Annotated in this window: 20 protein-coding genes and 1 pseudogene; 13 read left to right on the plus strand and 8 right to left on the minus strand. The window is 60.9% G+C overall.

Annotated features, from left to right (window positions below; translation table 11 throughout):
- Positions 1-105 precede the first annotated feature (105 nt).
- The 3 genes from hisG to hisC all read left to right on the plus strand — a co-directional run bounded on the left by hisG (position 106) and on the right by hisC (position 3,244).
- Positions 106-741 carry an ATP phosphoribosyltransferase gene (gene hisG / locus AACW30_RS04820; protein WP_003188599.1) on the plus strand — a complete coding sequence of 212 codons (636 nt, stop codon included), beginning with the start codon at positions 106-108 and terminating at the stop codon, positions 739-741.
- A gap of 127 nt (positions 742-868) precedes the next feature.
- A complete protein-coding gene (gene hisD / locus AACW30_RS04825; RefSeq protein WP_106578689.1) occupies positions 869-2,188 on the plus strand; it encodes a histidinol dehydrogenase in 1,320 nt (439 codons plus the stop codon).
- A 3-nt stretch (positions 2,189-2,191) separates the two neighbouring features.
- Complete coding sequence (hisC, locus tag AACW30_RS04830; RefSeq protein ID WP_200624378.1) at positions 2,192-3,244, plus strand: histidinol-phosphate transaminase; 1,053 nt, start codon at positions 2,192-2,194, stop codon at positions 3,242-3,244.
- A gap of 128 nt (positions 3,245-3,372) precedes the next feature.
- Here hisC and AACW30_RS04835 read toward each other — a convergent pair whose 3' ends face one another.
- Together AACW30_RS04835 and upp are read right to left on the minus strand one after the other, a co-directional pair.
- Positions 3,373-4,647, minus strand: coding sequence for a uracil-xanthine permease family protein (locus AACW30_RS04835; RefSeq protein ID WP_106578691.1), 1,275 nt, complete (start codon positions 4,645-4,647; stop codon positions 3,373-3,375).
- A 2-nt stretch (positions 4,648-4,649) separates the two neighbouring features.
- Positions 4,650-5,288: a uracil phosphoribosyltransferase gene (gene upp / locus AACW30_RS04840; protein ID WP_017138223.1), complete on the minus strand. Its 639-nt coding sequence runs from the start codon at positions 5,286-5,288 to the stop codon at positions 4,650-4,652.
- A 164-nt stretch (positions 5,289-5,452) separates the two neighbouring features.
- Here upp and AACW30_RS04845 point away from each other — a divergent pair, with 164 nt between their 5' ends.
- The 4 genes from AACW30_RS04845 (at position 5,453) to AACW30_RS04860 (ending at position 7,554) form a co-directional block, all read left to right on the plus strand.
- Positions 5,453-6,010: a hypoxanthine-guanine phosphoribosyltransferase gene (locus AACW30_RS04845; protein ID WP_025856323.1), complete on the plus strand. Its 558-nt coding sequence runs from the start codon at positions 5,453-5,455 to the stop codon at positions 6,008-6,010.
- Between the two features lie 3 nt (positions 6,011-6,013).
- Positions 6,014-6,481 (plus strand): WbuC family cupin fold metalloprotein, encoded by a 468-nt coding sequence (locus AACW30_RS04850; protein ID WP_200624379.1) that lies wholly within the window; start codon positions 6,014-6,016, stop codon positions 6,479-6,481.
- A 35-nt stretch (positions 6,482-6,516) separates the two neighbouring features.
- A complete protein-coding gene (locus AACW30_RS04855; RefSeq protein ID WP_119736630.1) occupies positions 6,517-7,002 on the plus strand; it encodes a hypothetical protein in 486 nt (161 codons plus the stop codon).
- A gap of 264 nt (positions 7,003-7,266) precedes the next feature.
- Positions 7,267-7,554, plus strand: a complete 288-nt coding sequence (locus AACW30_RS04860) for a PA4642 family protein (RefSeq protein ID WP_106578694.1) — start codon at positions 7,267-7,269, stop codon at positions 7,552-7,554.
- A 69-nt stretch (positions 7,555-7,623) separates the two neighbouring features.
- Here the strand turns inward: AACW30_RS04860 and mqo are convergent, their stop codons facing one another.
- Both mqo and AACW30_RS04870 read right to left on the minus strand, forming a co-directional pair.
- Entirely contained in the window at positions 7,624-9,132 is a 1,509-nt protein-coding gene (gene mqo, locus AACW30_RS04865) for a malate dehydrogenase (quinone) (protein ID WP_200624380.1), read from the minus strand.
- A gap of 724 nt (positions 9,133-9,856) precedes the next feature.
- Positions 9,857-10,090, minus strand: coding sequence for a hypothetical protein (locus AACW30_RS04870; RefSeq protein WP_200624381.1), 234 nt, complete (start codon positions 10,088-10,090; stop codon positions 9,857-9,859).
- A 182-nt stretch (positions 10,091-10,272) separates the two neighbouring features.
- Between AACW30_RS04870 and AACW30_RS04875 the strand changes: the two genes are divergently transcribed.
- The gene (locus AACW30_RS04875) at positions 10,273-10,857 is read left to right on the plus strand and encodes a YajG family lipoprotein (protein ID WP_064450736.1); all 585 of its coding nucleotides are present in this window, start codon (positions 10,273-10,275) and stop codon (positions 10,855-10,857) included.
- Between the two features lie 56 nt (positions 10,858-10,913).
- On the opposite strand, the gene AACW30_RS04880 is transcribed toward AACW30_RS04875, so the two are convergent.
- A complete protein-coding gene (locus AACW30_RS04880) occupies positions 10,914-11,123 on the minus strand; it encodes a hypothetical protein (RefSeq protein ID WP_106578697.1) in 210 nt (69 codons plus the stop codon).
- A 183-nt stretch (positions 11,124-11,306) separates the two neighbouring features.
- Between AACW30_RS04880 and AACW30_RS04885 the strand changes: the two genes are divergently transcribed.
- Positions 11,307-11,564, plus strand: a complete 258-nt coding sequence (locus AACW30_RS04885; RefSeq protein WP_106578698.1) for a hypothetical protein — start codon at positions 11,307-11,309, stop codon at positions 11,562-11,564.
- Between the two features lie 120 nt (positions 11,565-11,684).
- Here AACW30_RS04885 and AACW30_RS04890 read toward each other — a convergent pair whose 3' ends face one another.
- The gene (locus AACW30_RS04890; RefSeq protein ID WP_177410108.1) at positions 11,685-12,848 is read right to left on the minus strand and encodes a 1-acyl-sn-glycerol-3-phosphate acyltransferase; all 1,164 of its coding nucleotides are present in this window, start codon (positions 12,846-12,848) and stop codon (positions 11,685-11,687) included.
- A gap of 131 nt (positions 12,849-12,979) precedes the next feature.
- Here AACW30_RS04890 and AACW30_RS04895 point away from each other — a divergent pair, with 131 nt between their 5' ends.
- Genes AACW30_RS04895 through AACW30_RS04905 form a run of 3 tightly spaced genes read left to right on the plus strand, consistent with a single transcriptional unit; the run spans position 12,980 to position 14,091 of the window.
- The gene (locus AACW30_RS04895; RefSeq protein ID WP_106578700.1) at positions 12,980-13,162 is read left to right on the plus strand and encodes a CPXCG motif-containing cysteine-rich protein; all 183 of its coding nucleotides are present in this window, start codon (positions 12,980-12,982) and stop codon (positions 13,160-13,162) included.
- A gap of 11 nt (positions 13,163-13,173) precedes the next feature.
- Positions 13,174-13,434 carry a putative signal transducing protein gene (locus tag AACW30_RS04900; RefSeq protein WP_106578701.1) on the plus strand — a complete coding sequence of 87 codons (261 nt, stop codon included), beginning with the start codon at positions 13,174-13,176 and terminating at the stop codon, positions 13,432-13,434.
- 36 nt (positions 13,435-13,470) lie between these two features.
- Positions 13,471-14,091, plus strand: a complete 621-nt coding sequence (locus AACW30_RS04905; RefSeq protein WP_106578702.1) for an SOS response-associated peptidase — start codon at positions 13,471-13,473, stop codon at positions 14,089-14,091.
- A gap of 104 nt (positions 14,092-14,195) precedes the next feature.
- Here the strand turns inward: AACW30_RS04905 and AACW30_RS31480 are convergent, their stop codons facing one another.
- Positions 14,196-15,038, minus strand: a complete 843-nt coding sequence (locus tag AACW30_RS31480; RefSeq protein WP_372239320.1) for a methyl-accepting chemotaxis protein — start codon at positions 15,036-15,038, stop codon at positions 14,196-14,198.
- A gap of 15 nt (positions 15,039-15,053) precedes the next feature.
- Positions 15,054-16,334 (minus strand): annotated as a pseudogene (locus AACW30_RS31485) (HAMP domain-containing protein); the annotation flags it as partial.
- Between the two features lie 228 nt (positions 16,335-16,562).
- On the opposite strand from AACW30_RS31485, the gene AACW30_RS04915 reads away from it, so the two are divergent.
- Entirely contained in the window at positions 16,563-17,381 is an 819-nt protein-coding gene (locus AACW30_RS04915) for a M48 family metallopeptidase (RefSeq protein ID WP_145165144.1), read from the plus strand.
- The last annotated feature ends 71 nt before the right edge of the window (positions 17,382-17,452 follow it).

Raw genomic sequence — 17,452 nt, forward strand, 5'->3', positions numbered from 1 at the left:
GTCCCTGCTGAATTTGTTTCAAATCGAGGCTGTAATGGCCTCGATCTGTGTCTGGCGCCGTCTGCGACCGGACAGCAATAGCCTGATGAAGGACTGACGTTTCCCATGTTGACCATCGCACTGTCCAAGGGCCGCATCCTTGACGACACTTTGCCGCTTCTGGCTGAAGCGGGCATCGTGCCGACCGAGAATCCGGACAAGAGCCGCAAGCTGATCATCCCCACGACCCAGGACGACGTTCGCCTGCTGATCGTGCGTGCCACTGACGTGCCGACTTACGTTGAACATGGCGCGGCCGACCTCGGTGTCGCGGGTAAAGACGTGTTGATGGAATACGGCGGCCAGGGCCTGTACGAGCCATTGGACCTGCGTATTGCCCTGTGCAAGCTGATGACCGCCGGCCGTGTCGGTGACGTCGAGCCCAAAGGCCGCCTGCGCGTGGCGACCAAGTTCGTCAACGTTGCCAAGCGTTACTATGCCGAGCAAGGTCGCCAGGTCGACATCATCAAGCTCTACGGCTCGATGGAACTGGCACCGCTGATCGGCCTGGCCGACAAGATCATCGACGTAGTCGACACCGGCAACACGCTGCGTGCCAACGGCCTTGAGCCTCAGGATTTTATTGCCGACATCAGCTCGCGACTGATCGTCAACAAAGCTTCGATGAAAATGCAACACGCCCGTATCCAGGCGTTGATCGACACCCTGCGCAAGGCAGTGGAGTCTCGACACCGCGGTTGACTCACCTGCGCGGCCCTAGGTCGCGCCCGTCTATCCGCCTCATAGCCAGAATTCTCAGGTGCCCAAGCGGATCGACTGCTAACGTTCGGCGCCTGAGCATTTTTGCCAATCCTATGAGGCCCTCGCTATGACCACGTCCACTGCAATTGCCCGACTCAACGCTGCCGACCCGGATTTCGCCCATCATCTGGATCATCTGCTGAGCTGGGAAAGCGTGTCCGACGACTCGGTCAACCAGCGGGTGCTCGACATCATCAAGGCCGTGCGCGAGCGCGGTGATGCGGCGCTGGTAGATTTCACCCGCCAGTTCGACGGCCTCGACGTCGCGTCGATGTCCGACCTGATCCTGCCGCGCGAGCGCCTGGAGCTGGCCCTCACACGCATCACCGCGCCCCAGCGTGAAGCCCTGGAAGTGGCAGCGGCACGCGTACGCAGCTACCACGAAAAACAGAAACAGGATTCCTGGAGCTACACCGAGGCCGACGGCACCGTGCTGGGCCAGAAGGTCACGCCGCTGGACCGCGCGGGGCTGTACGTGCCGGGCGGTAAAGCCTCGTACCCGTCGTCGGTGTTGATGAACGCTATCCCGGCCAAAGTGGCGGGCGTGACCGAAGTGGTCATGGTCGTGCCAACGCCGCGTGGCGAAATCAACGAGTTGGTGCTGGCTGCCGCGTGCATCGCCGGGGTTGACCGCGTGTTCACCATCGGCGGCGCTCAAGCTGTCGCGGCCCTGGCCTATGGCACCGAAAGTGTGCCGAAGGTCGATAAAGTGGTCGGCCCAGGCAACATCTATGTCGCCACCGCCAAGCGCCACGTGTTCGGCCAGGTCGGTATCGACATGATCGCCGGCCCTTCGGAAATCCTGGTGGTGTGTGACGGCCAGACCGACCCGGACTGGATCGCCATGGACCTGTTCTCCCAGGCCGAGCATGACGAGGACGCCCAGGCGATCCTGGTCAGCCCCGACGCCGAGTTCCTCGACAAGGTCGCCGCCAGCATCGACAAGCTGCTGCCGACCATGGACCGCGCCGAGATCATCGAGAAGTCGATCAATGGCCGTGGCGCGCTGATCCTGGTACGCGACATGGAGCAGGCCATCGAGGTGGCCAACCGCATCGCGCCGGAGCACCTGGAGTTGTCCGTGGCCGACCCACAAGCCTGGCTGCCGTCGATTCGCCACGCTGGCGCGATCTTCATGGGCCGCCACACCAGTGAAGCCCTGGGCGACTACTGCGCCGGCCCGAACCACGTGCTGCCGACCTCCGGCACCGCGCGTTTCTCGTCGCCGCTCGGCGTGTATGACTTCCAGAAGCGCTCCTCGATCATCTTCTGCTCGCCACAAGGCGCTTCCGAGCTGGGCAAGACCGCCTCGGTGCTGGCCCGTGGTGAATCCCTGAGCGCTCACGCCCGCAGCGCCGAATACCGCATCCTTGAAGAGGGGAACTGAGACATGAGCAAATTCTGGAGCCCCTTCGTCAAGAATCTCGTGCCGTACGTGCCCGGCGAGCAGCCGAAGCTGACCAAGCTGGTCAAGCTCAACACCAACGAGAACCCCTACGGCCCATCGCCCAAGGCGCTCGCGGCAATGCAGGTCGAGTTGAACGACAACTTGCGCCTGTACCCGGACCCCAACAGCGACCTGCTCAAGCAGGCGGTAGCCAAGTATTACGGAATCGACGCCGGCAAGGTCTTTCTCGGCAACGGTTCCGATGAAGTCCTGGCGCACATCTTTCACGGCCTGTTCCAGCACGACTTGCCGTTGTTGTTCCCGGACATCAGCTACAGCTTCTATCCGGTCTACTGCGGGCTCTACGGCATCACGTCTGAACCGGTGCCGCTGGACGAGCAGTTCCAGATTCGTGTGGCCGACTACGCGAAGCCCAATGGCGGGATCATCTTCCCCAACCCGAACGCGCCTACCGGCTGCGTACTGGCGCTGGACGCGGTGGAGCAACTCCTCAAGGCCAGCCCGGACTCGGTGGTGGTGGTCGATGAAGCCTATATCGACTTCGGCGGCGAAACCGCTATTAGCCTGGTAGACCGTTACCCGAACCTGCTGGTGACCCAGACCCTGTCCAAGTCGCGCTCACTGGCCGGTCTGCGTGTAGGCCTGGCGGTGGGGCACCCGGACCTGATTGAGGCGCTGGAGCGGGTCAAGAACAGCTTCAACTCCTACCCGCTGGATCGCCTGGCGATTGTCGGCGCGGCGGCGGCGTTTGAAGACCGTGAGTACTTCCAGAAGACCTGCCAATTGGTGATCGACAGCCGTGAAAAGCTCGTGGCGCAACTGGAAGCCAAGGGGTTTGAAGTACTGCCGTCTGCGGCCAACTTCATCTTTGCTCGGCATCCAGGGCACGACGCTGCCGGGCTGGCGGCCAAAGTGCGGGAGCAGGGGGTGATTGTGCGGCACTTCAAGCAGGAGCGGATTGCCCAGTTCCTGCGGATCAGTATTGGCACGCCTGAGCAGAACCAGGCGCTGATTGATGCGTTGGGCGAGCTCTAAGCCACACTGAAGCTCAAAAAATGTGGGAGCGGGGTTGCTCGCGAATGCAGAGGTTCAGTCACTGATGTGCTCAATGACACACTGCATTCGCGAGCAAGCCCGCTCCCACATTCGTGTTGCGTTGGCAGTTAGATCAGCGGCTCATCCGGCTTCTTGTTCTTCCAGCCATCATTGCCCGGCAGCAGCAGGTTCAAACCAATCGCTACCACCGCGCACAGGGCAATGCCCTTGAGGCCGAAATCATCCGGGCCGGTGCCGGTGCCGACCAGCACACCGCCAATCCCGAACACCAGGGTCACCGACACAATCACCAGATTGCGCGCCTCGCCGAGGTCGATCTTGTGGCGGATCAGCGTGTTCATGCCCACCGCCGCAATCGAGCCGAACAGCAGGCACAGAATGCCGCCCATCACCGGCACTGGGATGCTTTGCAGCAGTGCGCCGAACTTACCGATAAACGCCAGGCTGATGGCAAATACCGCCGCCCAGGTCATGATTTTCGGGTTGTAGTTCTTGGTCAGCATCACCGCGCCGGTCACTTCGGCGTAGGTGGTGTTCGGCGGGCCGCCAAACAGGCCGGCGGCCGTGGTGGCAATACCGTCACCCAACAGCGTGCGATGCAGTCCAGGTTTCTTCAGGTAGTCGCGACCGGTCACGCTGCCCACCGCAATTACACCGCCGATATGCTCGATCGCCGGGGCCAGGGCCACCGGGACGATGAACAGAATCGCCTGCCAGTTGAACTCCGGCGCGGTGAAGTGGGGCAGGGCGAACCAGGGCGCAGCGGCGATCTTCGCCGTGTCGACTACACCAAAGTAGAACGACATGGCAAAGCCCACCAGCACACCGGAAATGATCGGCACCAGGCGGAATATGCCTTTGCCGAACACCGCCACGATCAACGTGGTCAGCAGCGCCGGCATCGAGATCAGCATCGCCGTCTGGTAATGGATCAGCTCGCTGCCATCCCCGGCTTTGCCCATTGCCATGTTGGCGGCAATCGGCGCCATGGCCAGGCCGATGGAAATGATCACCGGGCCGATGACCACCGGCGGCAGCAGCCGGTCGATGAAACCGGTGCCTTTGACCTTCACTGCCAGGCCGAGGAAGGTATAAACGAAACCGGCCGCCATCACCCCGCCCATGGTCGCCGCGAGGCCGAACTGGCCCTTGGCGAGAATGATCGGGGTGATAAACGCAAAGCTCGATGCCAGGAATACCGGCACCTGCCGCCCTGTCACCACCTGGAACAGCAACGTGCCCAGGCCAGCGGTAAACAGTGCGACGTTTGGATCAAGACCTGTGATCAGCGGCATCAACACCAACGCGCCAAATGCTACGAAGAGCATCTGTGCGCCAGACAGGATCTGGCGCCAAAGCGGGTCGTTGAAATCATCCTGCATGCTCACGCGTCCTTCTGCTTGGTGCCGAAGATCTTGTCACCGGCATCGCCCAGGCCTGGGATGATGTAGCCGTGTTCGTTCAGGCGCTCATCGATGGACGCGGTGTAGATCTGCACGTCCGGGTGGGCCTTCTCGACGGCGGCGATGCCTTCGGGCGCAGCCACCAGCACCATGGCGCGGATGTCTTTGCAGCCGGCTTTTTTCAGCAGGTCGATGGTGGCGACCATGGAACTGCCGGTGGCGAGCATCGGGTCGATGATCATCGCCAGGCGCTCGTTGATTTCCGGAACGAGTTTTTCCAGGTAGGTGTGAGCCTGCAAGGTTTCCTCATTACGGGCAACGCCGACGGCGCTGACTTTGGCGCCCGGGATCAGGCTGAGCACGCCCTCGAGCATGCCGATACCGGCGCGCAGGATCGGTACCACGGTGATTTTCTTACCGGCGATTTTCTCGACCTGGACGGGGCCGGCCCAACCAGGAATCTCGTAGGTTTCCAGGGGCAAATCTTTGGTTGCTTCGTAAGTGAGCAGCGCTCCGACTTCCTGAGCAAGCTCACGGAAGTTCTTCGTGCTAATGTCGGCACGGCGCATAAGGCCGAGTTTGTGTCTGATCAGCGGGTGGCGGATCTCGCGAGTGGGCATGGGAAAAGCTCCGGCGGCGGGCAAAAAAACCGGCCTAGATTAATCTATCCGAGGGTGTTGTCCTATAGACATCTAGTACGTTAGTCCATTAAGGCTTGATCGTTGCGCCTCACATGCGTACCTTTGCCCGCTTTTCTTGCCACAGCACCCCCTTGGAGAGCGCCATGTCCGCTGATCTCGAGCATATCCGTCAAATCATGCGCGAGGCTGACTGCCTGTACACCGAAGCGCAAGTCGAAGAGGCGATCGCCAAGGTCGGCGCGCACATCACCCGCGAAATGGCCGACACCAACCCGGTGGTCTTCTGCGTGATGAACGGTGGCCTGATCTTCGCCGGCAAACTGCTGACTCACCTGCAGTTCCCGCTGGAAGCCTCCTACCTGCACGCCACCCGTTATCGCAACGAAACCAGCGGCGGCGACCTGTTCTGGAAAGCCAAGCCGGAAGTCTCGTTCATCGACCGCGACGTGCTGATCATCGACGACATCCTCGATGAAGGGCACACCCTGGGCGCGATCATCGACTTCTGCAAACACGCCGGCGCGCGCAAAGTGCACACCGCCGTGCTGATCGACAAAGACCATGACCGCAAAGCACGTCCGGACCTGAAAGCCGATTACGTCGGTCTGCCATGCATCGACCGCTACATTTTCGGTTACGGCATGGACTACAAAGGCTACTGGCGTAATGCCAATGGGATCTTCGCCGTCAAAGGGATGTAAGCCATGGTCCGCTTTCTTGATCAAACACTGTTCACCGAACTGGCCGAGAAAGCGGCCGCCAGCCCCCGTGGCCGGCACCATCATAACTTTCATCAGATGGAAGAGCCTTGCCATCGCCTGGCCGTTGGCATGCAACCCGACACCTATGTGCCGCCGCATCGGCACCTGAGTGCGGATAAAGCAGAGACCCTGATGGTGCTCAAGGGCACCCTGGGCCTGCTGGTTTTCAGCGAAACCGGTGAGGTGATCGCCAAGCGCGTCCTGCGGGCGGGCGGCGAGTGTGCAGGTGTCGACCTGCCGCCCGGCGTATTTCACGGCCTGGTGGTGCTGGAGCCCGACAGCGTGATGTTTGAATGCAAGGCCGGGCCGTATCGACCCGTAGGCGAGGGCGAGTTGGCTGACTGGGCGCCACACGAAGGCGATGCCGGCGCTGCCGAGTATCGACGCTGGATGCTCGCCCAGTTCGATTGAGCTACAGTGCTCGGCCATCTCTCTCGGAGCGGCCCATGAGCCTGTTGAAACGCACCTGCGCCGCCCTGGCGTTGACCCTCAGCTTGCCGCTGGCTGCGGCGCCTGCGCCGATGCACAGCCAGTTCCTGCCGCCCGACGACCTTACCTTGCGTGCCGCCACGCCCGATCAGCAGCAACTGCTGCAAATCACCGAATATGCGGTGGTGGTCGGCAATCAGCGTCAATCGACTCAGCAGCCGATCCCGGTGACGTCGCCGCTGATGATTCGCCTCAAGGGCAAACCCTTGAACAAAGGCGCGACCATCGCCCAGGTGGTGCTCAATTTTGACGCTGAAAGCAAAAGCCTGAAAAAGCCGGTGTTCGATGAGAGCAGTAAGACCCTGACCTTGTCTTACCCGGTGGCCCAGTACCGCGTGATTGTCGACCTGCTGCGCAACGACACGGTGTATGTGCAGTTCCTCAGCTATGCCAACGGGCACATTTGGGCGGACCTGCACACCGGCGCCGTTCGCGCTAAATAGTGGGACCGCAGGTGTCTACACAACTGTTGGCGAACACAAATCTGCAGCAGGCGAGCTTTTGAGGCGAGCGGGGCAAGCCCGCTCCCACAGGGGATGTGGCGGCCTTTTATGCTGCGATGGTGGCGGGTCAGTGGGCCCAACTGTCACTGATGCACCGCCATCGCAGGCAAGCCAGCTCCCCCATAGGTTCTTGGTCGCTTCCGAAGCGTGTGTGCCGCAGGTAAACTGCGTTTCCCGTGTAATGTCTGCAGGCTGGAGTCGGTAATGCGTAAAGATAAGAAACAGGTGATTGGTGACGAGATTGGCGACGACCAGATCAAGTTGTTCCTGGACTTCGAGCCGGTTGACGCGACTTCACCGTCCCTGCACAAACTGATCAAAGCCTACCGTGGCTTGCGCATCGACGACTTCGCGCGGTTCCTGGGCTTTTTCAAGGAAGCTGGCCTGGATCTGGACGGCAAGGACGAGCATGGCCAGACCTTCGTTGACCTGATCAAGGATCAGCGTAACGCCGCCGAGTACATTGAGCTGATCGACAACGCTCGCGGCTGATTATCCAAGCCACACAAAAACGCCCCGTTCTCATGCCGAGAGCGGGGCGTTTTTTATTGCGTCGAAGCCTTAAGCGTAGCTTTCGGCTTCGTTGCTTTGCTCAACCAGTTCCAGGCTGATGTTGTTCTGCGTATTGATCTTGCGATACAGCTCGGCATCGGTCTCCAGGACTTTTTCGCGCGCCGGGAAGATCTCGTGCAGTTTGGCCGCCCACTCGCCCGCAGCCTTTTGCGGGAAGCAGCGCTCGATCAGTTCCAGCATGATCGACACGGTCACCGAAGCACCTGGAGACGCGCCCAGCAGGGCGGCCAGCGAGCCGTCTTTGGCTGCAACCAGCTCGGTGCCAAATTGCAGCACGCCGCCTTTTTTCGGGTCTTTCTTGATGATCTGCACTCGCTGACCGGCCACTTCCAGGCGCCAGTCTTCGGCTTTCGCCTCAGGGTAGAAGCGGCGCAGGGATTCCAGGCGCTGCTCCATGGATTGGCGCACTTCGCTGACCAGGTACTTGGTCAGGTCCATGTTGTCGCGAGCCACGGCCAGCATCGGGCCGATGTTGCCGGCGCGAATCGACATTGGCAGGTCCAGGAACGAGCCGTGCTTGAGGAACTTGGTGGTAAAGCCGGCATAGGGCCCGAACAGCAGGGATTTCTTGCCATCGACCACGCGGGTGTCCAGGTGCGGCACGGACATCGGCGGCGAACCTACCGCGGCCTGGCTGTAGACCTTGGCCTGGTGGTGCTTGACCACCTCCGGGTTGTCGCAGCGCAGCCACTGGCCGCTGACCGGGAAGCCGCCGAAGCCTTTGCTTTCTTCGATGCCCGAGGCTTGCAGCAGCGGCAGGGCCGCGCCACCGGCGCCGAGGAACACGAACTTGGCGTCGACTTCACGGCTGTTGCCGCTGTTGACGTCCTTGATGCTCACGGTCCAGCCCGCGCCGTTGCGCTTGAGGCCAGTGACGCGCTTGCAGTACTTGACCTGAGCATCCGGTGCGCTGGTCAGGTGCGACAGCAATTGATTGGTCAGGGCGCCGAAGTTGACGTCGGTGCCATTCATCACGCGGGTGGCAGCGATTTTTTCGTCGAGCGGGCGGCCCGGCATCATCAGCGGCATCCACTCGGCCATCTCGCTGCGGTCTTCGGTGTAGTGCATGTCCGAGAACGCGTGGTGCTGGCTGAGGGTTTCAAAGCGTTTCTTGAGGAAGGACACGCCCTTTTCGCCCTGCACGAAGCTCAGGTGCGGCACGGGGCTGATAAAGGATTTGGACGAGCCAAAGGTGCCTTTTTTGGTCAGGTACGCCCAGAACTGCTTCGACACCTCGAACTGGGTGTTGATGTGCACGGCTTTCTTGATGTCGATGGAGCCATCAGCGGCCTGCGGTGTGTAGTTCAGCTCACACAGCCCGGCGTGACCGGTACCGGCGTTGTTCCACGGGTTGGAACTTTCCGCGGCACCCGAATCCATCAGCTCAACGACTTCCAGCTTGAGGCCGGGGTCGAGCTCTTTGAGCAGTACGGCCAGGGTGGCACTCATGATGCCGGCCCCTACCAGTACTACGTCGACTGCTTCGTTATGCGCCATTTAACGCGTCTCCAAAATCTGCAGCACCAAATTGACGGCATGGCTGCCAGGAGTGACGGGGCGGTTCACGTGTTGCCCCAGATTACCCATGGCCAGGATCGCCATGTCCGATTCGCAATTCTTTGCAACTTCAGCACACGCTTCCTGCCGGGCTAATCTGCCTATGAACGCATTCATAGGCGCCTGTGGCAATTCGACTTATGGTCAAAGCGTGCGATTTGTGCAACCAATCCGTAGCGGACAGGCTCAAGCTCCGGTGTTTGAGGAGTGCTCGGTCCTGTGTGGTTGGGCTGTTCCAGACGCTGATGGTGCTTGTACAAACGCCAAACTATTCATTTGCTCGCCACACTCTTGTGAAGTTGTGAAAACCCGTTTTTTCACGCTCTTTTGAAGACGTGAACCTCAAAAAAGGGCTGCCCCAGCCTGGCACCTGGCCCGCAAACCTCTGCCGACACGCGGCAAAACAGGCAAACAACTCAAGTGGCCGAGCGCAATGGCAGCTCTGGCAGATTCGGTAAGGCGGGTGGGTTGCAAAGAAAACAGCAAGCGCGCCAGCTTCACTCGATCTGTGTGGGCGGCTCTCTGTGGGCGATTCATGGGTTAATACCGAGGCATTAACGATGCTGCGAGGCCCGATCAGGAGACGTCCTTATAATCGGGGGGAGATTGTAGCGAAGAACGCCGGGGAAATGGGCGTGTTTTATGACTTTTATTCGTGTCTCGGTCAGGAGGCCAACGCATGCCGGGGTTGTGCGTGCATAACCTTCGGGCTGACCCGCGCGCTTGCCGGCAGCGGGCGGTGCATCCAGCCCAGATGAGTCTCCGAGACTTCCACCCAACCTTCGCCGACAGGCGGCAGGTTGCACTGCTTGAACGCCAGGCAATGGCCGTGCGCATCAAGCAGCGCATAGTGGCGATGACGGGTGTGTTGCATGAACAATGACTTGAGAAGGCGCATGGCTTTGTACCTGTTGCGTTACATGCTTGAAGGTTGCCAGTGTGGCATGACATTGGAATGACGGATTTATGCGAAATTGTAATTTGAGCATGCCTTCAGCTGCCGTTCAGGATGGCTGGTGAGTGGCGCGCATGCACCGTTATACTGGCGCCCTGTTTGCATCTAGTCCTGGAGAAATGAGTATGTTGCAACGCCTGTTGTTCGGTTTGATCACTGTGACCAGTTTGACCCTGGTTGGCTGCGCCAACAGCCCGCAACAACTCAGCCCGCAACCTAAAGTCACCGCGCAGCTGGCGCCTGTCGGTCACGGCCAGCCGGTATCGGTGCGTGTGGTGGACGGTCGTCCGTCGCCGACGCTGGGTTCGCGTGGAGGGCTGTACCCTGAGACCGCGCTTATTTCGGTCACCGGTCAAGACGTGCTGCCCAAGCTGCAGGCCCAGGCCGAAGCCGCCGTGCGCCTGTTGGGCTTCACACCGGCCAACTCGCCGGGCGCGCCTCAGCTGACCATCACCCTGGCCGAACTGAAATACCAGTCGCCCAAAGAAGGCTTGTACGTGACTGAAGCCTCCATTGGCGCGACGTTCAAGTCCGACGTCAGTGCCGGCACCCGTCGCTACAGCGGCCGCTACGGCGCATCGCTGAATCAGCGTTTTGGCATGTCGCCCAATCAAGAGACCAACACCAAGCTGGTCAGCGACGTCCTCAGTGACGCCCTGACTCGCCTGTTCAAAGACCCAAGCATCGGCCAACTGCTCAGCGCGCAGTAACCCTGCATAAAAAAACCGGGCTCAGCGATGAGCCCGGTTTTTTTACGCCTGTCGCTTCATGCCGCGGTTTCGACATAAAAGTCCAGCACACTCACACCGGTGAGCAGGTCCAGCTCCGGCAGGTCGGCGTGCTGGTGCCCGCCCAGCGCGCAATACACCAGCCAGTGGCGATCCTGGACGTTGAAGGCGAGTGCGCCAACCAGCGCCTCTTGCTCATCGTTTGGGGCGATCAAATACAGCCGATCCTGGTTTTGCGCATGCAGCATGACAAGCTCCCGGGTGTTCGAAGGGCAACAGCGTGGCTTGTTAAGGTGACGTTCAGGTGACGCTGTAAATTAATGGATACATTGATCGTACTTGGGGGACGGAACGTTTCAGCGGCAGGAGGCCAATATCACTCAGGTTTGTATCTGAATTGATACCAGCACACTGTACGACTGAGGTTTGCGATGGCGCTGCCTGCACTGCTGATCAATGTTGTGGCTCTACTGGTGGCCTGCCCAGGCGCAGCGCTGCTGTTCATCACCCGTTTGCGCGAGCAGCGCGCACTGGCCGATCTGACCGCGCAAAGCGAAGATCGCGCGATTGACCAGCCGATGTTGTTTCTGGATGTGCGCACCGAACGGGCGCATCGTCTGGCTTATCGCTTAGGGTTTGCCTGCCTCGGGCTGGCGCTGGCCACGTCCTGGCTCAGTACTCACCTCTAAAAACACCACAAAACAAATGTGGGAGCGGGCTTGCTCGCGAAGGCAGGGTTTCAGTCGATACATCCTTGACTGAACCCGCGCTTTCGCGTGCAAGCCCGCTCCCACATTTTGCTTCGGTGTTTACAGTGCAATCCCGGCTTTAACCCGATATTGATTCCTCACCGGCGTCGCGTACTGCACCACCAGATACGGCCGGTGCTCGGCCGGGCACTCACTCAAGCGCCGTTCCCACTCCGCTTGCGCCTTGGCCAGCTCGTCGGCCGGGAACACCTCGGCCGCCGTCGGCACCTGCAATTGCGGGTCGGCGTCGCTCCACTGCGCGTACGCCAGGTAATGCACCGGGAACAGGCGATAGCCGCCGAGAATCTGCCGGTCCATTTCCACCGCCAGCAACTTGGTGTCCTCGAAACGTTCGGTGATCGGCGGCGCAAAGTTCACATGCACACGGCCCTTGTAGCCGGTGATGCCCAGAGCGATGCTCACATCATCCTCGCCCGGCGCCTTGCTGTAGGTGCCGGTGGTGGCGCGGATATACAGTTCGCGGGCCTTGGCCGTGTCGCAGGGGTCGTATTCGTAGCTGATCGACACCGGCGTCAGGTTCAGCGACTGGATCACCTCGGCAAACGGCTCATCCTTGCGGCTGACGTGAAACATCTTGAGGATCGCCGACTCGGTGCGATCATCGCCATCCTTGGCCCGGCCTTCGGCCTGGGCGATCCAGATCGACTGACAGTCGTTGCGGATCGAATGGTTGATGTAGGCCGACAGCAGGTTATACGCCGCCATCTTTTCCTTTCGCCCGGTGATCGAGCGGTGCACGATGAAGCTCTTGTTCAGGCGCATCAGGTCGCTGACAAACGGCTTTTGCAGCAGGTTGTCGCCAATGGCAATGCGCGGCGTCGGCAGGCCGGCGTGGTACACGGCGTAGTTGACGAAGGCGGGGTCCATCACGATGTCGCGGTGGTTGGCCAGAAACAGGTAGGCGGTGCCCGACTTCAGCTGTTCGACGCCGGTGTACGTCACCCCGTCGGTTGCGCGGTCAATGGTGTGGTCGACGTAATATTCGACTTTGTCCTGCAGCGTGGCCACGGTGGTGACACCGGCGAACTCGCGGCGCAGCTTGCGGGCGATCATCGGCTTGAGCAGCCAGCCCAGGGCGCCGGCAAAGCGCGGGAAGCGGAAGTGGGTCAGGATGTCCAGAAAGGCCTTGTCACTGAACAGACGCGCCAGCACTGCCGGGACTTCGCTGTCGTTGTAAGGTCGGATGGTATCGAATTCGCCCATCATGCTCTCTTGTTAGAAACGGCTAGTGTAAGTAAAGGAAATATCAGGGTGCGGCCGCAATATTGGCTCTGCCGTGAATAGCCCTGTAAATAGACCGGCGATTATACGCACAAGTCACCTGGGAGACCGCGATGCTGGAAACCGAGTCGTACGATTGTCCTTATTGTGGTGAGCCGGCTGAGGCCGTGCTGGACCTTTCCGGCGGCGATCAGTCATACATTGAAGACTGCCCGGTGTGTTGCCGGCCAATAATTTTTGATCTGCAGGTACACGATGACGAATGGATGCTCACGGTCCGCAGCGAAAACGAGTAACAGGTACGTCCATGCAGCGAATCTATGAACCGGAAAACCTGATGGAAGGCGAGTTGCTGCAACAAATGCTCGCCAGCGAGGGCATCGAGGCGCACCTGGTGGGGCGCCATTTGCTCGGCGGTACCGGCGAATTGCCGATTTTCGGCCTGCTGGGCCTGGAGGTGGACAACGACCAGGCCGTTTACGCCCGTGAGCTGATTACGGCCTACATCGGTGCGCAACCGTTGCCCGGCGATGAACCCGACAGCTTTCCCGACGTATTGGTCTGTTAGGCTGTCGGTCGGTTTACCCAAGAGTCGTGTTACCCCATGTGTGGACGTTATGCCCTGTTTCGCTGGAACCCTACGTTTGCTGCCTTGCCGGGCTTCCCGGCCGACCAGCAGGCGCAGTGGAACATCTCCCCGAATGATTCGGTGCTGATTCAGCGCTTGAGCGAAGGCCAGCGCACCTTGGCGCGGGCGCGCTGGGGCCTGACGCCGCCCTGGCTGACTGACCTTTCCCGCACCCCGGCCCACGCCCGCGCCGAAACCCTGGCCGAGCAACCGATGTTCCGCGAAGCCTTCCGCCAGCGCCGCTGCCTGCTGCCCGCCAACGGGTTTTACGAATGGCGCGGCACCCAGCGCAAGCGCCCGTACTGGCTGACGCCGGGCGAGGGCTCGACGCTGTTTTTTGCGGCGATCTGGGAGGCGTATCCGGTGCAGGAACAGGTGTGGCTGAGCACCGCGGTGGTGACCCAGGCGGCGCAGAGTCAGCGGCGGCCGTTGATCCTGGATGCGGCGGGGCAGGAGGCGTGGCTGAATCCGCAGACGCCGTTGCCGGTGTTGCAGGGTTTGCTGGCCAGTGAGCCGGCTGCGTTGCGCGAGCGGGTGTTGGCCAATATGGTCAATGATCCGAAACTGAATGGGCCGGAGTGCCTGACCCCAGGCTGAAGTCGGGCTCACTCCATGCCAGCTCCTCCATTTGAAGGTGTTCACACATCAAAATGTGGGAGCTGGCTTGCCTGCGATAGCGGCCTGAAGACCACCGCCAATTCCTAAACCTTAAACTGATTGATCAAGCGCCGCTGCTGCTCCGCCAGCTTGGTCAACTCCGCACTGGCTGCGCTCGATTCATCCGCGCCGCCCGCCACTTCATTGGCCACCTGGCCGATATTGATCACATTGCGATTGATGTCCTCGGCCACCGCGCTCTGCTCCTCGGCGGCGCTGGCGATCTGGGTATTCATGTCGTTGATCACCGATACCGCCTGAGTGATCGTCTCCAGCGCCTCGGCCGCCTTCGCCGCATGCTGCACGCTTTCATCGGTGCGGTTCTGGCTGTCTTCCATCACCTTAACCACATCGCGCGTGCCTTGTTGCAACTGCTGGATCATGGTCTGGATTTCTTCGGTGGCCTTCTGCGTCTTCTGCGCCAGGTTGCGCACTTCATCTGCCACCACCGCAAAACCACGGCCTTGCTCGCCGGCCCGCGCGGCCTCGATGGCGGCGTTAAGCGCCAGCAGGTTGGTCTGCTCGGCGATCCCGCGAATCGCTGTGAGGATCGCGTTGATGTTCTCGCTGTCCTTGGCCAGGGTTTGCACCACGCCCACCGCTTTACCGATTTCCTGCGCCAATGCGCCGATAGACGTCGAGGTATCACGCACGATGCGCATGCCCTGGCTTGCGGCCTGGTCAGCGTGGCTGGCGGCTTGCGCGGCCTGGGTGGCGTTGCGCGCCACGTCCTGGGCGGTGGCCGTCATCTCATGCACGGCGGTGGCCACCTGGTCGATCTCGACCATCTGTTTGTGCACGCCCTGGTTGGTGCGAATGGCGATGTCGGCGGTGTGCTCCGACGAATCGCTGACCTTCTGCACCGAGCTCACCACCTGGGTGATCATGCCCTGCAGCTTGATCAGGAAAGTATTGAAGCCGGTGGCAATCGCGCCCAGTTCATCGGCCCGGTCACTGGTCAGGCGGCGCGTCAGGTCGCCTTCGCCCTGAGCGATGTCATTGAGCATGGCCACCATTTGCTTGAGGGGGCGGGCGATGCCGTGGCCCACCAGCCAGATCACCAGCAAGCCGAGGCCGGCGATCAACAGGCCCACCATGGCCATGCCGAAAGTGTCGGTCTTGCGCTGGGCTTGCAGGTCGCTTTGCAGTTTTTGCGAATCGGCCATCACCGCGTTCAGCGGCAGTTGCAGCATCAAGGTCCAGCGCGCTTCGGCCTGGCCGATGCTGAAGGGCAGGAACAGCTCGATGTGCCCGTGTTCCTTATCGATGTCGTAGCGCACTTCGCCGACTTTCAACTGGCCGAGATTGGCCAGCGCGTTGCTGTCGAGCAAGTCAGCGGCTTTTTCGCCCAGCTTGCTCGCATCCTTGGTGTAGGCCACCAGGCGACCGTTACTGGAAATCAGCGCCAGTTCGCCGGCGCCGTTGTAGAGGTTCTGGTCGGCGCGGGTGAGCATGTCCTGAATGAAGTTCACCGACAGGTCGGCGCCGACGATGCCCTGGAAAGTGCCGTCGATCATGATCGGTTCGATAAACGAGGCCAGCATCACCATCGCATCGCCGACCTTGTAAGGCGCAGGGTCGATGGCGCAGGGCTTCTTGCTTTCTTTGGAGCACAAGTAGTACTCACTGGCCCGCACGCCGGTGGCGAGGATGTTCTGGTCGTTGACGTCGGCGAGTTTATCCAGGCCCAGGCTGCCATCGGCGTTGCGGTACCACCACGGCAGGAAGCGCCCGTCGGCGGCCATGCCGACGATCGGCGTGTTCACGTAGGCGGCGTCGTTATGGTCGATCGCATTGGGTTCCCAGCCGATATAGGCGCCGAGAATTTTCGGGTTGCGCACCACGGTTTCGTGCAACAGGTTGATCAGTTGCTCGCGGCCCACTTGCAAGGCCGGTTCGCCCTTGGCGTCTTTCATGCCGAGCAGGGCGTTGGCCGTGGCCAGGCCTTTGGCGGTCACCAAGGGCGCTTCCAATTCACGCTGGATCAACGTGGCCTGGGTGTGCGCCAGGGCGGTGAGCCGTTGCTCGATGATCTGCTCGAACTGCGCCTGGGTGCGTTCCTGCACCAGTTCCTGGGTGCGCGCGCCGGCGAACACCGCGTAGAGCACCAAAACGGCGACCACACTCAGCACGATGGCCCCGGTCAGTGCTGCGACAGAAAACTGAATCGACTTGAATTTCATGAAAGCTCCGGGCGCAGGGGCAGGTGGGCTGCCTTTGTGTATCGGCCACGGGCTCGGGAGGCTTAAGTCTCGGTGGGTGAAATAGTGCCGGATGTCGCAAATGGACTGTTGGCCGCCGCTGTGGGCAGGTGGGATGTATCTGAAAGTTAGCGGTTACACGTCTGTTGTATCTGGCGCCGATACACATGAGCGCCTAGGATACGCGCCATGTTTTCAGGGAGCGTGTTCATGAAGAAGTCATTGGCGGTAAGTGGGTTGGTTGCGGCGATGCTGCTGGCGGGTTGCCAGTCGGTTAACACCACCAGCGGCGGCGCCGTCGGGGTAGAGCGCAAGCAGTACATGTTCAGCATGTTGTCGAGCCAGGAAGTCGACCAGATGTATGCCCAGTCCTACCAGCAGACGCTGGGTGAGGCGAGCGGCAAAGGCATGCTCGATAAAACCAGTGCCAACGCCAAGCGCGTGCAGGCCATCGCCAATCGACTGATCGCCCAGGCGCCGACCTTTCGCCCGGATGCGGCGCAGTGGAAGTGGGAGGTGAACCTGATCAAAAGTGATGAGATGAACGCCAACTGCGGGCCTGGCGGCAAGATCTTCGTGTACAGCGCGTTGATCGACAACCTCAAGCTCACCGATGACGAACTGGCCGCGGTGATGGGCCATGAAATCGCGCATGCCTTGCGCGAACACGGCCGTGAAGCCATGTCCAAGGCCTACGGCATCGAGATGGCCAAGCAGGGCGCCGGTGCCTTGTTCGGTCTGGGCCAGGACAGCCTGGCGCTGGCCGATACGGTGGCCAACTACGGCATGACGCTGCCCAACAGCCGCGCCAATGAAAACGAAGCCGACCTGATCGGCCTGGAGCTCTCGGCTCGGGCCGGTTACAACCCGAACGCGGCTATCACGTTGTGGAACAAGATGGCCAAGGCTTCGGAAGGTGCGCCGCCTGAGTTCATGAGCACGCACCCGGCCTCCGACAGCCGGATCGCCTCGTTGCAGGCGGCGATTCCGAAAGTCATGCCGCTTTACCAGCAGGCCAAGAAATCCTGAGTTAACGCGGACCCATGTGGGAGCTGGCTTGCCTGCGATGCAGGCGGGTCGGTCCTTCAGAAATACCGAGT

The organism is Pseudomonas sp. MF6747 (assembly GCF_963890955.1).
GTDB lineage: Bacteria > Pseudomonadota > Gammaproteobacteria > Pseudomonadales > Pseudomonadaceae > Aquipseudomonas.

Coding starts and splice junctions, on each gene's coding strand:
- hisG (WP_003188599.1), top strand. CDS start 106: ATGTTGACCATCGCACTGTCCAAGGGCCGCATCCTTGACGACACTTTG.
- hisD (WP_106578689.1), top strand. CDS start 869: ATGACCACGTCCACTGCAATTGCCCGACTCAACGCTGCCGACCCGGAT.
- hisC (WP_200624378.1), top strand. CDS start 2,192: ATGAGCAAATTCTGGAGCCCCTTCGTCAAGAATCTCGTGCCGTACGTG.
- AACW30_RS04835 (WP_106578691.1), bottom strand. CDS start 4,647: ATGCAGGATGATTTCAACGACCCGCTTTGGCGCCAGATCCTGTCTGGC.
- upp (WP_017138223.1), bottom strand. CDS start 5,288: ATGCCCACTCGCGAGATCCGCCACCCGCTGATCAGACACAAACTCGGC.
- AACW30_RS04845 (WP_025856323.1), top strand. CDS start 5,453: ATGTCCGCTGATCTCGAGCATATCCGTCAAATCATGCGCGAGGCTGAC.
- AACW30_RS04850 (WP_200624379.1), top strand. CDS start 6,014: ATGGTCCGCTTTCTTGATCAAACACTGTTCACCGAACTGGCCGAGAAA.
- AACW30_RS04855 (WP_119736630.1), top strand. CDS start 6,517: ATGAGCCTGTTGAAACGCACCTGCGCCGCCCTGGCGTTGACCCTCAGC.
- AACW30_RS04860 (WP_106578694.1), top strand. CDS start 7,267: ATGCGTAAAGATAAGAAACAGGTGATTGGTGACGAGATTGGCGACGAC.
- mqo (WP_200624380.1), bottom strand. CDS start 9,132: ATGGCGCATAACGAAGCAGTCGACGTAGTACTGGTAGGGGCCGGCATC.
- AACW30_RS04870 (WP_200624381.1), bottom strand. CDS start 10,090: ATGCGCCTTCTCAAGTCATTGTTCATGCAACACACCCGTCATCGCCAC.
- AACW30_RS04875 (WP_064450736.1), top strand. CDS start 10,273: ATGTTGCAACGCCTGTTGTTCGGTTTGATCACTGTGACCAGTTTGACC.
- AACW30_RS04880 (WP_106578697.1), bottom strand. CDS start 11,123: ATGCTGCATGCGCAAAACCAGGATCGGCTGTATTTGATCGCCCCAAAC.
- AACW30_RS04885 (WP_106578698.1), top strand. CDS start 11,307: ATGGCGCTGCCTGCACTGCTGATCAATGTTGTGGCTCTACTGGTGGCC.
- AACW30_RS04890 (WP_177410108.1), bottom strand. CDS start 12,848: ATGGGCGAATTCGATACCATCCGACCTTACAACGACAGCGAAGTCCCG.
- AACW30_RS04895 (WP_106578700.1), top strand. CDS start 12,980: ATGCTGGAAACCGAGTCGTACGATTGTCCTTATTGTGGTGAGCCGGCT.
- AACW30_RS04900 (WP_106578701.1), top strand. CDS start 13,174: ATGCAGCGAATCTATGAACCGGAAAACCTGATGGAAGGCGAGTTGCTG.
- AACW30_RS04905 (WP_106578702.1), top strand. CDS start 13,471: ATGTGTGGACGTTATGCCCTGTTTCGCTGGAACCCTACGTTTGCTGCC.
- AACW30_RS31480 (WP_372239320.1), bottom strand. CDS start 15,038: ATGATCACCCAGGTGGTGAGCTCGGTGCAGAAGGTCAGCGATTCGTCG.
- AACW30_RS04915 (WP_145165144.1), top strand. CDS start 16,563: ATGAAGAAGTCATTGGCGGTAAGTGGGTTGGTTGCGGCGATGCTGCTG.